This is a genomic window from Microcoleus sp. SVA1B4, assembly GCF_036700545.1.
GTDB lineage: Bacteria > Cyanobacteriota > Cyanobacteriia > Cyanobacteriales > Microcoleaceae > Microcoleus.
In genome coordinates, this window is record NZ_JAUBPB010000053.1 from 16,169 (window position 1) to 32,339 (window position 16,171).

General features: G+C 46.4%; 9 protein-coding genes and 1 pseudogene. 4 read left to right on the plus strand and 6 right to left on the minus strand.

What is annotated here, in order from left to right; genetic code table 11:
• Positions 1–309: 309 nt before the first annotated feature.
• From QT987_RS21345 to QT987_RS21355, 3 genes are all read right to left on the minus strand, one after another.
• Positions 310–7,584 (minus strand): DUF4347 domain-containing protein, encoded by a 7,275-nt coding sequence (locus tag QT987_RS21345; protein WP_333244028.1) that lies wholly within the window; start codon positions 7,582–7,584, stop codon positions 310–312.
• A 339-nt stretch (positions 7,585–7,923) separates the two neighbouring features.
• Positions 7,924–8,820, minus strand: coding sequence for an AraC family transcriptional regulator (locus QT987_RS21350; RefSeq protein WP_333244031.1), 897 nt, complete (start codon positions 8,818–8,820; stop codon positions 7,924–7,926).
• Positions 8,792–8,971, minus strand: coding sequence for a hypothetical protein (locus QT987_RS21355; RefSeq protein ID WP_333244033.1), 180 nt, complete (start codon positions 8,969–8,971; stop codon positions 8,792–8,794). Before QT987_RS21355 ends, QT987_RS21350 begins: the two co-directional genes overlap by 29 nt.
• Before the next feature lie 49 nt (positions 8,972–9,020).
• On the opposite strand from QT987_RS21355, the gene ctpA reads away from it, so the two are divergent.
• Complete coding sequence (ctpA, locus tag QT987_RS21360; protein ID WP_333244037.1) at positions 9,021–10,259, plus strand: carboxyl-terminal processing protease CtpA; 1,239 nt, start codon at positions 9,021–9,023, stop codon at positions 10,257–10,259.
• A 350-nt stretch (positions 10,260–10,609) separates the two neighbouring features.
• Here ctpA and QT987_RS21365 read toward each other — a convergent pair whose 3' ends face one another.
• Positions 10,610–11,017, minus strand: coding sequence for a slr1601 family putative cell division protein (locus tag QT987_RS21365; RefSeq protein ID WP_333244040.1), 408 nt, complete (start codon positions 11,015–11,017; stop codon positions 10,610–10,612).
• A 285-nt stretch (positions 11,018–11,302) separates the two neighbouring features.
• Positions 11,303–11,398 carry a photosystem I reaction center subunit XII gene (gene psaM / locus QT987_RS21370; protein WP_015174804.1) on the minus strand — a complete coding sequence of 32 codons (96 nt, stop codon included), beginning with the start codon at positions 11,396–11,398 and terminating at the stop codon, positions 11,303–11,305.
• Positions 11,399–11,870: 472 nt separating this feature from the next.
• On the opposite strand from psaM, the gene QT987_RS21375 reads away from it, so the two are divergent.
• Positions 11,871–12,641: a TerC family protein gene (locus QT987_RS21375; RefSeq protein ID WP_333244043.1), complete on the plus strand. Its 771-nt coding sequence runs from the start codon at positions 11,871–11,873 to the stop codon at positions 12,639–12,641.
• 148 nt (positions 12,642–12,789) lie between these two features.
• Positions 12,790–12,897 (plus strand): annotated as a pseudogene (locus QT987_RS21380) (Uma2 family endonuclease); the annotation flags it as partial.
• Between the two features lie 230 nt (positions 12,898–13,127).
• Here the strand turns inward: QT987_RS21380 and QT987_RS21385 are convergent.
• Positions 13,128–14,216: an ABC transporter ATP-binding protein gene (locus tag QT987_RS21385; RefSeq protein WP_333051761.1), complete on the minus strand. Its 1,089-nt coding sequence runs from the start codon at positions 14,214–14,216 to the stop codon at positions 13,128–13,130.
• A 126-nt stretch (positions 14,217–14,342) separates the two neighbouring features.
• Here QT987_RS21385 and QT987_RS21390 point away from each other — a divergent pair, with 126 nt between their 5' ends.
• Positions 14,343–16,049, plus strand: coding sequence for an iron ABC transporter permease (locus QT987_RS21390; protein WP_333244046.1), 1,707 nt, complete (start codon positions 14,343–14,345; stop codon positions 16,047–16,049).
• The last annotated feature ends 122 nt before the right edge of the window (positions 16,050–16,171 follow it).

Sequence of the window (16,171 nt, forward strand, 5' to 3'; positions counted from 1 at the left end):
TCAATCAATTTTAGATTTTAGATTTTAGATTTTTACCCTCCCCGCAATTTCAAATTTTGAATTTTGGATTTTGTAAAGACTTTAGTTCTGATTGACCTTTTGTAGTAAGGAATGCAAATCTTGATTGACCCAAATATGTAAGAAAAAACTGAAGTCTTAAGCTGTTGCGCGTTTAAATTGCATATTCGGGACGGGCTAGAAGCCCATCCCACAATAATTTGAGTGGTTTTTGACACACAATTTAAATGGAGAAAAGCTTACTAGAAAAGGAATTTTAGGGACACAGGATTTGCCTGTGTCCCTAATGTTTTAAGTGAAATCGGCGATGGTAATTTGGTTAGCTGTCACGCCATTGATAGCAGCTAAAATTTCGCCAGTTGCTGTCAAGGTGATTAAAATTGCACTGTTGCTAGGGACAATAGAAAGTTGCGAGAAGGTTAAATTGTCGGCAAGTGCGAGGAAGTCGATACCGGCTTCAAAATCGAAAATGATATCGCTGCCAGAATTGGCTGAAATTAAGAAGCGATCGCTCCCATTTCCTCCTATCAAGCTGTCATCCCCGTTGTCACCGCTGAGAAAGTCGGATCCGTTACCGCCCAGCAGAATATCGTTAGCTTGACCGCCGTAAAGACTGTCATTGCCTTCACCTCCACTCAAGCTATCTTGACCGCGATTTCCAAATAGGATATCTTCCCCATTACTGCCGAACAAAATATCGCTTTCTTTGCCGCCGTAAACAGTGTCATCGCCGTCGCTACCGTCGAGAGAATCATTGCCTTGATTGCCCTGTATCCAGTCGTTGCCACCCAAACCGCTGAGAGTATCATTGCCGCGTTTGCCGGCCATTGTATCGCTGCCACTGTCGCCGTCGAGGCTGTCGTCGCCGTCAGTGCCGATGAGATTGGAGTTAGCTGCGATCGCATCTATTTCTCCTTGAATCACCGCAACGGCAGGTGTATCGGGCAATGTCGTTTGTTGAATTTTGGTATCTAAGGCAGTACCAGTATTTTCGGCAACAACTTGGGCGATCGATTTCGTACCTGTACCGACTGCTTTTAAGTCTTTAGAGGTTTCACCTAGGGCTACTTTTTGGACGCGGGCAACTTCCCGGTTAACTGAAGCTGTTGCTGTGCTGGATACAACTTGGTCAACGCGCTGATTTGCTGCGGCCATTACCTTAGCTGCATCCGGGGCAATTTGCAACAATTGCTGAGTGTTTAAATCCGAGTCAAATTGTTGGGCTGCGGTGGCGGCGCGATCGACAATTGTTGCTAACTGGTTGGGATCGCTGAGATTGAAAGTTGTCCCCGATTGAATTTGTTGAACGATCGCACTTACAACTGCTTTTACGCTGTCGGTATTGTCCAGAATCGACCCACCGTCTATTAAAGCAGCAGTTTGGGTAATGACGTTTTGTACCTTGACCATTGCAGTCAAAGTTTCTACCCCACCCGCGATCGCGTTTTCGGTAGCTGCGATCGGATCTAAACCCGTTATGTCAACATTAGCGGGAATAGAAAGAGAAGATTTGACGAGAGATTCGGCGCGATCGCTGTCAATTCCTTTGTCAATTAAATCCGCTACTAAAGTGGTTAACAAAGTGACAACCGTAGCGTAAGGCGGGGCAGTGACAGGCGTTTCCAAAGGCAAACCAGTTGCCGTATCAATGCCGCCGAAAGCAACAATATTGCCTTCCTCTGGATCGAGTTCGCCATTTTGATTTTTGTCAAAAATGGTGGAGTCGAGATCGAGATCGAATTCCCCGTTATCCGCAGTAGTGGCAGAAGGTTCGCTAGCATCGAGGACACCGTTTTTGTTGGCATCGAAAAAGACCGTAGCACCAGCAATATAACCGTCAATCACAAAACCGCCGAGGCCACCACTCTTGAACCGAATTACCTCGCTAACACTCGCGCCAGATTCATCAGTTCCAGTTAATTTCAGCCAATAATTGAACGATCTTGGACGAGTTGGGCCTAAATTAATCGTGCGAGTTGCCGAATTAAAAGTTAGCCAGGAAGGTAAAGGAATTTCCGGGAAAGTTGAACCGGCAATTGGTTGGCGGTAGGAACCGCCATTGCGATCGGTTCTCCAGGTAAATGCAGATGAACTTAAAGCGCTAGAATTTGCCAGGGCGATCGAATAATTAATGCTGTCGCCCGGATCGGGGTCAGTATAGGTATTGGCTGCTAAATTAAAAGCATTACCGCTTTGAGAAAAACCTAGCGCTGCACTTTGAGAAAACAGAGAACGATTGACAACTGGCGGGTTGTTGCCGACAATACCTTGAGCCAAAGCCAGCATATCAACGCGCTTGAAGTTTAAGCCAGTATTGATCACGTTATCGTCTTCGTCGTCGCCGTCATTAATCGTGACGCCGCTTGACAGCAAGAAATTCACAAACTCAGTTGGTGTCAGCCGGCGGCCCAAATCTCGCTGGGCTAACTGTTGCGCTAACACTGCTATTCCAGCAACATGAGGTGCAGCTTGACTGGTACCGGAATAGCTAGTCAAAGGGGCGTCCGGGCCAGCACCGGTAATTAAAGTACCGGGAGCAAAAACGGTTGTTAAAGTGGAGTGGCGCTGAGAATATGGTGTAATGCGATCAGCATCGGTGGTATAGGCGATCGCGCCAGATCCGTGTGTCCGATAACCCCGGTTCGCATCGTACACCGCACCAATTGAGAGTGAGTTAGGATCGGCTGCGGGGTAGCCAACACCCTGAACGCTGTTATAGCCCAATGGCCCGAAATCGTTCCCCGATGCGGAAACAACAATTACATTCCGTGCTGCTAACTCTGCTAGTTCATCGCTAATGCCCCTCGTTTGGAGGCTGTTGTAATTGCGGCCATCACTGAGTGACATATTCACACTGGCGATATTGTACGCCGCTGCATTTTCTACCACCCACTGCAAAGCTTGTTCTATATTCGCGAAAGTGCCGCTGCCCGTATCATCCAAAACTTTGAGATGAATGATGTTAGCACGGGGTGCCATCCCTGTGTGGACTCCATTTTGGGAAGTAGCAATACTAGAGACGTTTGAACCGTGTCCGTCAACGTCGTCAGCTTCGTCATCGCCATAGGCGTAATCGTAATTGTAGACAATGCGATCGGCAATGCCGTCTGAATCACTATCAGAACCAAAAAATGGGTCGTCTAGATCGATGCCAGTATCCAAAATTACTGTTGCAAAACCATTGCCGTCTATTCCGGCAAAACGCGGTGCTGCGCGGAAATCATCGATGTTAATCAGCGGGGCAGATATGTCAGTGGCGGGGGCGAATGTTCCGTCTATAACTGATATCAACTCTCCAGCTTTGTAAACTCGGTCATCTGAACCTGTAGTGGTGATGCCTGGAAGACGGGGTTTAGCAGAGAGATCGAGATTGTAAGGAGTTTCTCCACCGTTGGCTAAGGAGACTCGGACGTAATAAGTACCGTGTTCTAAAGTGCGGTTGATTGACTCGGATGCGGTGCCCAAATTGTTGGAAGTGGCGATCGTATTTCCGCCACTGTCGAGCAACTCAACTTTAGCATCTGCATTCAGTCCGCTCAGCGACAAGTTGAAGTCATTCCTAGCACCTAAACTGAATTTGTAGTAATCATCAATCTTGCTGCTGCTGATAGCATCCTTATAGCTTCCGGTACTGGAACCTACAGTGATTTTTCTGACTAAATTATCAGCAGGTATCGCCGGCGGCATGATGATTTGCACTGGTGTTGGTGTCGGCGGCAAAACTGTAAGCGTTGGTGTTGGTGTCGGCGGAAAAACTGTAGGCGTTGGTGTTGGTGTCGGTGTAATTGGCGATGTTGGTGTTGGTGTAATTGGTGGTGTTGGCGTCGGTGTTGGTGTTGGTGTAATTGGTGGTGTTGGCGTCGGTGTTGGCGTCGGTGTAATTGTTGGCGTTGGTGTTGGCGTCGGTGTTGGTGTTGGCGAGGTTGGCGTCGGTGTTGGTGTTGGCGAGGTTGGCGTCGGTGTTGGTGTTGGCGTCGGTGTAATTGACGGTGTTGGTGTCGGTGTAATTGAAGGTGTTGGTGTTGGTGTGGGCGTTGGTGTGGGCGTTGGTGTTGGTGTGGGCGTTGGTGTTGGTGTTGGTGTTGGTGTTGGCGATGTTGGTGTGGGCGTTGGTGTTGGCGTGTCATTATCGGTAATGGCGACAGTGACAGGCCCGATCGCAATTCCGCTATATTTAACGTCGGTACTTGTTACCGCATGATTGATTGTGCCTGTGTGAGTACCTTCTACAACTGTGTCATCCGTCGCAATCACAGTTATAGTTTGGGCAATATTCCAATTAGTAGCGTCGAAGCTAATAGGGGCGATCGCACTTATTTGATTCCCCCCGTCAAAGCTGACTGTTACGGGCGCTGTTGGCTGCGAATTTAGCTGAAGTGTATAACTTCCCGTTGCACCGCCTTCTGCTGCTGTGGTACTGGCGGGATTAACGGTAACGCCGACTGTATCGCTGTCGCTGTTAGTAACGCTGACATCGGAGAGATTGAAATTGTTGTAATTGCTGTCTGTACTAGCAGCCTCAGTGACAATAGTGTAAGCAATATCGCCGTCAGCGATATTGTCGCCAACACCTGTCACCGTTACCGTCTGCGCCTGATTCCAGTTATTAGGAGTGAAACTTAAGCTATTAGTAGAAACTGTTCCTTCAGCAGGATTGGAACTACTTAAAGCGATAGTAACAGGTGCCGTAGGTTGAGTGTTGAGGACAACACTGAAATTAGCCGTACCTCCGACTTCTGTTGTAGTTAATCCTGCTGTGGGATTAACGGTAATGCCGGGAGTTTCGTTATCGCTATTCGTAACGCTGACATCGGCAGCCTTGAAATTGCTGTAATTGCTGTCTGTACTAACAGCCAAAGCAGTGACAATATTGTAAGTTTGATTGCCGTCAGCAATATTGTCGTCAACGCCAGTAATAGTTACTGTTTGCGGCGCACTCCAATTCGCGGGAGTGAATGTCAGCGAGGGTGTAGAAACTATTCCCTCGGCAACATTGGAACTGCTTAAGCCAACAGTCACGTTAGCAGTTGGTTGAGAGTTGAGTTGGACAGTAAATGTTGCTGTTCCTCCTGCTTCTGTTGTAATTAATCCGCTATCGGGATTGACTAAAATTCCAGCAGTGTCGTCATTAGTAATAGTAGTTGTCGCACTAGCAGTTGTAATTGTTGGAGTCGGGCCTGGTGCGATCGGATTTGATAAGGTGACAGTAATAGTTTCATCCGGTTCGATCGCACTGTCGCCCAAAACGTCCAAAGTAATCGTTTTCGATGTCTCGCCCGCAGCAAAATTAACCGTACCATTAACGTTAGTTGCCCCGGAAGTGCCGCCGATATTGTTGTAATCGCTGACGTTTGTAGCAGTTCCGGCGATCGCATAATTGACGCTACTGGCTGCACCGATACCGCCGCTGCGAGTAACGGTAAAAGTAACGGATACAGTTCCCGTATTGCCTTCAGCTACCGCAGCTACAGCGGCGGCAACAGCATAAGAAATAGTGCCGTTACTGGGAATAGTTAGGGTCGCTTGATTTGTCGTACCTGCAATGCCACCTGCGATCGTACCCAAGTTGAGAATGACTGTTTCTGCATTCTCAGCGATATTGTCAGGTTTAATAGTGACTGCAATATTTTGTTCTGTACTTGTTCCGCCTGCGGGGAATGTAATTGAGGTAGGGGAAATGGTGTAGTCTGAATTTTGGGTAGCGCTGCTGCTGGGGTCGATGACAATTGGTACAATGACATCAGCAAAAGGAGTGCCGCCGCTGACAGTAACGGGGATATTAACGACTGTATCTGCATCCCCTTCAGTCCCGCTGAAAGTAGCCGCACCAAAATTGATTGTGTTCTGTGAATTTAAGAGAATTGAAACATTATTAGAACCTCTGTTAGCAACTGCGAGATCGAGTCTGTCGTCGGCATTGAAATTTGCGATCGCAATAGAACTCGGATTTGTTCCAACGCTAAAGTTGGTCGCACTGCTAAAACCGCCAGTTCCATTTCCCGCCAAAATTGAAACGTTATTAGAACCGCTGTTGCTAACCGCTAAATCTCGTCTGTTGTCGCCATTAAAATCGCCAATCTTAATCGCACTTGGGTTTAAACCAACATTAATATTGGTCGGAATTGCAAAACTGCCATTTCCTGTTCCAAATAAAATTGAGATGCTGTTAGAACCGCTGTTGGCTACGGCGAGATCGAGAAAATTGTCGCCGTTCAAATCTCCAACTGCGATCGCACTCGGACTTTGACCGACATTAATATTAGTCGGATTGCCAAAACTACCTTGACCATTTGCCGATAATATGGTAATATTATTAGAATTTTGGTTGGCGACGGCGAGATCGAGAAAATTGTCGCCGTTAAAATCTCCCGCAGCGATCGCGCTAGGACTTTGCCCAACATTCACAGTAACAGGAGTGGAAAAACCCCCTTGTCCCGTTCCCAAATAAATGCCAACATTGCCTTCAGGTACAAAAGCATTGCCGCTGGATTGAGTAATGGCAATGTCTGGTAAATCATCAGCATTAAAATTGCCGACAGCGATCGCGCTAGGATTTTCGAGGGCAGTCAAAAATACCGGGTTGTTAAAGTTGCCATTACCCGATCCTAAAAAGATATAAATGCTGCTAAATTCGACACCTTGGGCGGAAGTTATCGCTAAGTCGGAAAAATTATCGCCGTTAAAATTGCCAACTTCGATCGCGGTAGGCCGCAATACCGAAGTCAAATCAGTTCCAGCGTTAAATCCTCCTTGACCGTTTCCCAGTAAAATAGAAACCCTATTCGTGGTGGGGTTAGCAACAGCTAAATCTAAGATGCCATCGTTATTGAAATTGCCAGTCGCAACAAAGGATGGACTGGTTCCCGCATTAAAATTATTAGGAGAACTAAACGTATTGAGAACGTGGCCGTAAGCTGCGATCGCTTCTGGCCCAAATACAATGCCAGCTTTAATTGTCCCCGCTGTCACTGTTAATTCCCAATCGCCGCCTTTTGCCGCACAACCTGTTAAGTTATTAGAAGCGGCAACATTTGCTCCTGTTAGTTGACTCAGGTTTTTTACAAATTCTTTACCTATATTTCCTTTGGCAACATTGCAGCCGTAGAGCAAAATTTCGGCAGTTGGTGTCAGCCCGCCCGCCCATTTCTTAACTGTTTTGAAAAAATTGTCGGCGCTATCTCTCAAATTTTCCAAACTCAATTCCACGTTCCCCAGTTGCAAACAACCGGGATTTCCGTGGGCAATAATGTGAATTACTGAAAATTTATTTCCCTGCAAAGCTTCGGCAATTTGTTCGATGCCGTTGCGGTTAGTTTCTAATTTAATTACTTCGGTTTCAGGGATAATGCCGTCGATTAATGTTTGACAGTCGGGGACGGCAGCATCGATAAATGCGATCGCTTTTGAGGAAGGTTGAGTCATTGACTTTAGGGAAACAGCCGTTGGGGCGAGCCCTAAGTCTGGGATGTTTAAGTCTGGGATGTTATCGTTATTACAGTTTTCGGCAGTGAGGGATTGGGGACTTGTGCCGGCAGGAAAGTTGGTACCGGTACTGAAAGTAGACATGATTAATTTACCTAGCTGATACTTCTGGTGTATGTGATGCCAGCAAGTGTACAAAAGCACCAAGTCTGTTGTATTGTAAATTCTTGCGGAAAACTTGCTAAAAATATAATTTTCTTGCGGAATTTATCCCTATTTGATGAAGAATTGTAACAGCGCCGACGGGCTAGGATTTTTATACGACAAAACTTACGCCTAAATACCAAAGAAACCGGGTTTTGTACCAAAATACACAGGTTTCCCGATCGGGTAAACAACCCGGTTTCTGAACCCCCGCAAGCCCTAGGCAAAAATACTTGGCAACTACAAAATGCTTTTAATGTGAGAGGGGCTTGAGTTTTGTTAAAGCCGATCGCGATATTTCTTAGGAGTCAAACCGACAATTTTGCAGAATGTCTTGCTAAAGTGACTTTGGTCGTGAAATCCGACTTGCTGGGAGATATATTTTATTGATAACTTCGGTTTTTTCAACAACTGTTTTGCTTTTTCAATTCGGCACTGGGTCACGTACTGATGGGGCGTGACTCCAGTCGATTGTTTAAACATACGGCTGAAATGATAAGAACTAATGTTCACTAAATTAGCAAGTTCACTTAAGTGCAAATCTCGGTTTATGAATTCATTAATGTAATGAATAACTAGCTGCAATTGGCCGGGGTCAAGACCGCCTCCAACATCTCGCCGGTTAGGTTTTTTCGCGCCATAGCGGTGCAGTATGTGCAGTGAAAGCGCGTTTTTCAGTGCATCGACATAAAGAGTACCGTTTAATCCGCCTGATTCTAGTTCGGTTTTGAGAGCCCAGGCAATTCCGTGAACCAACGGATCGCTGGTTTGCCATTGCGGTATAATTTCAATGGGATTTGAATTGATCGATTCGCCAACTGTATTGTCGAAGTCGGTAGGTTCAAGAGCGATCGCCATAAATTCATAGTCTCCGGTTGCAACTGACTGGAAATAAGTACCAGCAGCAGCGATGAACATCTGCCCACTTTGCCACGATTCGCTACCGCAGTTTTTCCCGTTCACTGTTCCTTTTAGTGTTGCTGAATTGAGCATCAAGCCAACCGTGTGCTGTTCGAGACAGTGTTCGGGACATTCGTTTGGTGGCTGACAGTGATATTCGACATGAATTCCTTGCCACTTTGCGCCGTGACTCGACAGGATTGCAGGGCGCGGGAGAATCACTTTCATCGCGTCTGTCTTGGCAAAATCAAGAATTAATGGTTTCTGTGGGGACATAGCTGGCACCGACTGGACGAGTTGCTATTTTGTAATTGACAACTCCTCGCCCTTCTACGGCGAGGATTCTTATAAACATCCGAGTGCCTTCGGGACTGACCGTCGGGAAACAAATCTGAGTTAAATCTGCAACAGCGTTCCGAGCGTACAAACCTAAAATACATAAAATGTAATACTTACTGGTATTTTACAGAAAAATCATGCACAGACGAGTTTCCCAGATTGCTATTGTACTTTTCCTCCAAGTCGTCCTAGTTCTAGGTGGGTGGGCGCAGCCTGCGGCGGCGCTGACTCCTGAACAGCAGCTTTTGAGTGAAGCTTGGCGAATTGTCAATCGCTCTTATGTGGATGACAGCTTCAACAATCACAATTGGTGGTCGATTCGCCAAAAGGCTGTCAAGCAACCGCTCAACGACAGACAGCAGACTTACACGGCGATTCAGGGGATGCTGGCGAATCTCGACGACCCGTTCACTCGACTACTGAAACCCGAACAGTACCGCAGCTTGCAGGTCAACACTTCGGGAGAATTGACGGGTGTGGGGCTGCAAATTGCGATCGACCCCCAGACAAATACCCTGACAGTGGTGGCTCCTTTGGCCGGCTCACCGGCGGATAAAGCTGGCATCCAACCCCTCGATCGCATTCTGAAAATTGATGGCACTCCCACCTCAGAATTGAGCCTAGACGAGGCTGCAACTCGAATGCGCGGCCGCATCGGCACTCCCGTTACCTTGACCTTGGGGCGCGAGGGAAGGGACGCTGCTGAGGACATTGAGCTAGTGCGCGATCGCATTGCTCTGAATCCGGTTTACGCCCAATTGCAGTCGGGGTCAGAGAATTTGCCGGTGGGCTACATTCGCTTGAGTCAATTTAGCGCTAACGCTACTGAGGAAGTCGCTCACGCGATCGACCGCCTGGAAAAACAAGGGGCCGCCGCCTACATTCTCGATTTGCGGAACAATCCGGGCGGACTGTTGCAAGCAGGGATTGAAATTGCCCGCTTGTGGCTGGATTCCGGGACGATCGTCTACACGGTGAACAGACAAGGCATTCTCGGCAGTTTTGAAGCCTATGGACAAGCCCTAACTAACGATCCGCTGATTGTTTTGGTGAACAAGGGAAGTGCCAGTGCTAGCGAAATTTTGGCTGGTGCGCTGCAAGATAACGGCAGAGCTCAACTGGTAGGCGAAAAGACTTTTGGCAAAGGGTTGATTCAGTCGCTATTTGATTTGTCTGACGGTTCCGGGTTGGCTGTGACTGTTGCTAAGTACGAGACACCGAACCATAAAGATATTAACAAGCTGGGGATTTCGCCCGATCGCGTAGTACCTTTGGAACCCATCGCGCGCGATCAAATCGGCACAGCAGCAGACTTGCAATATCAAGCTGCACTGCAACTACTGAAAGAAAAAACCGTGCTGGCAAAGTCAGTATAAGCCGGAGTTTGCAGTTTTGAGCTTGCAGCAGGTGACAATACGCAGGTCTGTCTGTCTCTGCGTTTGCTTCGCCACGACAGACAAGAATGATCTAAAAAATTTTTAACTTAGGAATGAGAATTAAATAACTTCCACTCTTGAAAGTGGGATGGGCGTCCCGCCCGTCCTTTTTGGACGGGCGGGACGCCCATCCCACAATAACAATTAAAATTGTAAGTTATTTAATTCGCGATCCTTAAAAGTGATATCACGTCCGACAGATTCATCTGTCATTGTTCGCTGTACGAAGCAATGACATACAAGAATGATGAAAACCGGACGTGATATCAAAACCCAAAACAGCCGTTCCCTTAAGGTTGCGGGGTTGATTCCTCGGCTTCGGGTACCTCTTGCAAAATCACCGGACGCTGCTGCGGGTCAGCTTGGTTGCTTTGCTCTTGCATCACAGTTTTAGCAAGACTAGGGTCAAAGTAGCGGTTAAAGTCCGATCGCGAGCGATCGACTCGCCCTTGGGTAAGATTGACTTCAGCTTGGATTTCGTGCAATTTTTCTTGCACCGCCCGGTAGTGAGGCCAAAGCTGAAGCAAAGCAGAAGTGGCACAGACTGAAAGTACCATGTTGACTGCCAACTTGACCCCTGTTTCGGCCGCGAGGGTTTGGTGAGGGTAGGAACGCTGGCGGCTGCTGCGACGAGGAGTAACCCGAGGGGATTTTTTTACGGGACGCAGTGGGGTAACGGGGGGTTGAATCGCTTGCATAATTTTTTTTCAAATACCTGAGACTGACGTTTTAGAGTTCAACAGAGCAAATTCTGAGCTTAACGCACACTCGCCGCTGTTAGTTAGGGTGCTGACAGCCAAAATTGTTGAGACAAAGGTGACGCCTGAAGACGGAATTTCCCCATAAAAATGCCTGCCCTTGCAGTCTCGTCTTGCTGAACACAAACAATCTACTGCACTGGGGCAGCAATTGTCTGTATCTGTAATGCGAGAGATTTAACTGCTCAGGCAGGCGTTTTGCGGTTCGCAACTGTTGTCTGGAAACTATTTGTACAGTTCAGTTGACAGCCGGAAAGCCAAGATTCCGGGAATCAAAGCAATTACGAGCGCTACGTAGACTTGGGTATCTGTTAAAGACATATTCGCAAAACTCCTTTTCGCGGGGACGAGCTTTCACCAATTTGAGACAAATTGGCGCTTTTGGGAATCATTTGTTACAACTTGCAACACAAATGGTGCGTCCGGGGAGGAGTGGGGCAGTAGCGCAGTGGCGCAGTGGCGGAGTTTTTGAGTGTCGGAGGGGGAGAATTTTGGTGTTGGATAATTGCGGGATGATTTTGATTGTTTTGTGGGATGGGCCCATGAGCCCGAAGGCGTGTATTTTCGCAGCAGGCGGAACGCCTAACCCACAAGAAGCCTCCTCAAGTTGTGCAACGCCAGAATTTTTCCTTGTTTCCTGGGACTGCTTCCTTCGGAGGTTGTTGGGACGATCGCCTCCCACAGAATTACCGCGTTAGGTTAAGATTTAAGTGAAGGTGAAACTAATGTTAGACAGAGCGGGTAATTTGCGCTGCGCTCGACCCTTGCCAATTTTAGGTGCACAAAATAGTTAATGCTAGATCAATTTCTCGACGCTTCACCCAATTTTGGAGTTGACGGCTTTTTATTATTGTTGGTTTTGGTGGCTTTGGAGGCTGTACTTTCGGCTGACAACGCGATCGCCCTGGCGTCTATTTCTAAAGGTTTGGAAGATGCCAAGGATCAGCAAAGAGCTCTCAACTTGGGTTTGATAATTGCTTTTGTACTGCGGATCGCCCTAATTTTAACGGCTACTTGGGTGATCCAATACTGGCAGTTTGAGCTGCTTGGTGCTCTCTACCTGCTGTGGCTTGTTTTCCAACATTTTACTTCAGATACAGACTCTGAAGGAGAACATCACGGGCCCAGATTTGCGTCTGTGTGGCAAGCAATTCCCATGATTGCTTTTACGGATTTAGCGTTTTCATTGGATAGCGTTACTACTGCGATCGCTGTGTCTGACAACACTTTTATCGTAGTAACAGGCGCTACTATTGGAATTATTGCCCTGCGATTCATGGCCGGATTGTTCATCCGCTGGCTGGATGAGTTCGTTCACCTAGAAAGTGCTGGTTACATAACAGTTGGGTTCGTGGGAATGCGATTGTTGGTGAAAGTAATTAATCCCGATTTAGTTCCGCCGCAATGGCTGCTAGTTTCCAGTATCGTCTTGATGTTTGTCTGGGGATTTTCTAAGCGTACTCCTGAGTCAGTCGAGATTGCAAAATCTCTAGAAATGGCTCTGAATCAGCAGGATTCAGAAGTTGCTGTGCCAGAATCGCAAGGAAAAAAGTCCGAAATTTAAGATACTTTCATTTGAATAAAATTAGCTTAAATCTGTCAAACCAACCAGATTGAAGGCTGGTCAAAACGTGCAAAAGCCTTTCATCCCGGTGACTTTAGTCCGGGGATGAAAGGCTTTTATTTTTTAATATTGTTCCCTTCAGTAGCCGATCGAACTTATGGGAGTAAAATTGGGCCTATGGGAAGGCATTTATCAAAATCAGACTCAGCAATGGTTAGAGTGGTGGGATAACGAGGGGAATTCGTTGCTGACGGGGTTGGTGGCATATTGGCGATCGATCCAGATCTGATTTAATCCTTGGTTGTGGCTGTATTTTTTGAGGAGAGGGAAAGAGGGCGAGCGATGGGAAGGAGTTGCGGGCGATCGCATTTCACCTGTCGGGAAAAAATGTAACCTTCCTGTTGAGTGGCTGCAAATAACCTTTTCTACATAGGAGAACGGTTTTAGATTCTTTTTGGGAGATGTCTATTAGCAATTAGCCATTAGCTATGGCTTAGGCTTACCGACAAAGAAAGCTAAGGGAGAATTATCACCACAAGATAACCGAACTTTAGAACCAATAGGAAAAACATTTCCTGTGGTTGTGAGGGCATATAACTTTTCGCCAGAAGGTGTTTTTAAACAATAACGATTTTCTCTGCCTAAAAATTGGCGATCGCAAACCACAACAGGCGAATCTTCATCTAAGTATAAACTCCAGTCTTCCTGCCGGATCATCAATTCTCCTTGAGTAGAAACATCACAGGGAACTTGTGAACATGAATCTCGTTTAACAGCAAAACAACCTACTTCTGTTTCCCAAAAATCCTGCTTCAGCGATGCAGACACAAAATTAGCTTGCGTCACAAACTCAGCCACAAATCGAGATGCTGGTTCTTGATAAACTTCCTCTGGAGTGCCAAACTGTTCTAATTGGCCTTGACGCATCACCGCTACCCAATCTGAAATCGAAAGTGCTTCTTCGCGATCGTGGGTGACAAATACACCAGAGGTTCCCGTTGCTTTGAGAATCTCGCGGACTTCCTGACGCAATCTTAACCGTACTTGTACATCTAAATTACTCAATGGTTCATCTAGTAAAATAATCGCAGGTCTAGGGGCTAAAGCACGGGCCAGCGCCACTCGCTGTTGCTGACCCCCCGATAATTCATGGGGATAACGATTTTCCAATCCTTCTAATCCCACCAGCGCTAATGCTTCGGTGACACCTTTCTGAATATTATGCTTTGACTCTTTTCCTTGATGTGTCAAGCCAAAAGCTACATTTTTCGCGACTGTCAAATGGGGGAAGAGTGCATAGTCTTGAAACACCATACCAATGTCTCGCTGTTCCGGCGCGACTGACATATTAACACTGGCTACAGTTTTCCCTGCTAGGGCGATCGTCCCTGCTTGTAGCTGTTCAAAACCCGCAATTAACCGCAGCAACGTTGTTTTCCCACAACCCGATGGCCCCAACAACCCCAGTATATCTCCTTGATGTAAGGTCAGGGTGACAGATGCCACCGCAGGTGATGCAGCTTGGGCATACTGTTTTGTTACACCATCCAAATGCAGAATTATCGGTCGAGCCATTATTGCTATAAATAATCAACAACTTACTATTCTACAATATACCAGTTTAGTGAGATTAATTATCATAAAGGCTTGACAAATGTTTACAACTACTGATAAACTAGCAGGCTAGACTTTTTACTAGCGATGAAAAATTCCCAAAAATCACTACAGCAAACAGGAATCAGGACAATCCAATGGCGATCGACCTTACGCGGTTTATCGGCGAGTGGGTGGACAGTTGCAATTATCGCTTTAGCATTGCCGATCGCCATACCAGTGATCAGTGTCTTATCCAGTATCTTTTTTGAAGCTAAAGATACATGGCAACATTTAACCGATACAGTTTTAACCCGTTATATCATCAACTCTTTTTGGTTAATGATCGGTGTAGGCTTGGGTGTTGTCGTGATTGGCGTAGGATGTGCGTGGCTAGTAACAATGTGTCGCTTTCGGGCCAGTCGCGTATTTGAATGGGCATTACTGTTACCCTTAGCGGCCCCAGCTTATGTCCTAGCTTATACTTATACAGACTTTTTAGAATTTTCCGGCCCAGTTCAAAGTGCTTTGCGTTATATTTTTGGCTGGAGTTATGGAGACTATTGGTTTCCTAACGTGCGATCGCTCCCTGGAGCCATCTTAATGCTAATCTTAGTTTTATATCCCTACGTCTACCTATTAACAAGAGTTGCCTTTTTGGAGCAATCAACTTGTACCCTAGAAGCTAGTAGAATACTGGGCTGTAGCCCTTGGCGGAGTTTTATTACAGTTGCCTTACCAATGGCAAGACCCGCAATTGTTGCAGGTTTAGCACTGGCTTTGATGGAAACTCTCAACGATTATGGTACTGTTCAGTATTTTGGAGTGGATACATTCACCACAGGTATTTATCGGACTTGGTTTGGCATGGGAGAACGAATTGCAGCCAATCAATTAGCGGCGATGCTATTATTATTTGTTCTGGGTTTAATATTACTAGAACGCTGGTCGCGGAGTCGGACTAAATATTATCAAGCTAGCAGCCGCTATCGCCAACTACAAACTTATCAACTTAAAGGAATCAGGGAAATCTTAGCGGTAACTGCTTGTTTGATGCCGCTGTTTTTGGGTTTTTTATTGCCAGGAGGTCTTTTAGTAAAGTTGACCTTAGCTAATTGGCAACTCACCTTAGATGAACGCTTTTGGATATTTGCCCGTCATAGTTTAATTTTGGCAACACTGACAGCAATTTTAGCCGTAGTTATTGCCTTGATTATGGCTTATGGGTTACGGTTATATCCTAATTTAGGAGTGCAGTTAGGCACTAGAGTTGCGGCAATGGGCTATGCTGTACCTGGATCTGTGATTGCAGTTGGGATTATGGTTCCCATTGGAAAAATGGACAATCTATTTGATAGTTGGATGCGTGAAAACTTTGGAATTTCTACAGGCTTGTTGTTAAGTGGTACGATCGCAGCTTTGGTATTTGCTTATATAGTTCGCTTCCTTGCTGTTTCTTTAAATGCGGTGGAGTCAAGTTTGGGCAAAATCAAGCCTAATTTAGATGATGCGGCGAGAAGTTTGGGTTATAGCCCGATGCAAACTTTAGTTACAGTTCATACACCAATGATGACGGGAGGTCTACTAACTGCCATGATGTTAGTATTCGTTGATGTCATGAAAGAGTTACCTGCTACTATAATTATTAGACCGTTTAACTTTGATACCTTGGCTGTGCGAACTTATCAACTTGCCTCAGATGAGCGCTTGGCTGAAGCTTCTGGCCCAGCATTGGCAATTGTTTTAGTGGGGATGTTACCGGTTATTTTATTAAGTTGGAAAATTGCGCGATCGCGCAAGTCTTCAACACAATAACCGCCAAATCTCTTCCCTGCTTGCAGTGGTGATTGATTCTTTTAAAGCTATAGTCCGACAGGGGTTGAAACCCCTGTCTCATAGCGAAAGTCCGACAGGGGTTGAAACCCCTGTCTCATAGC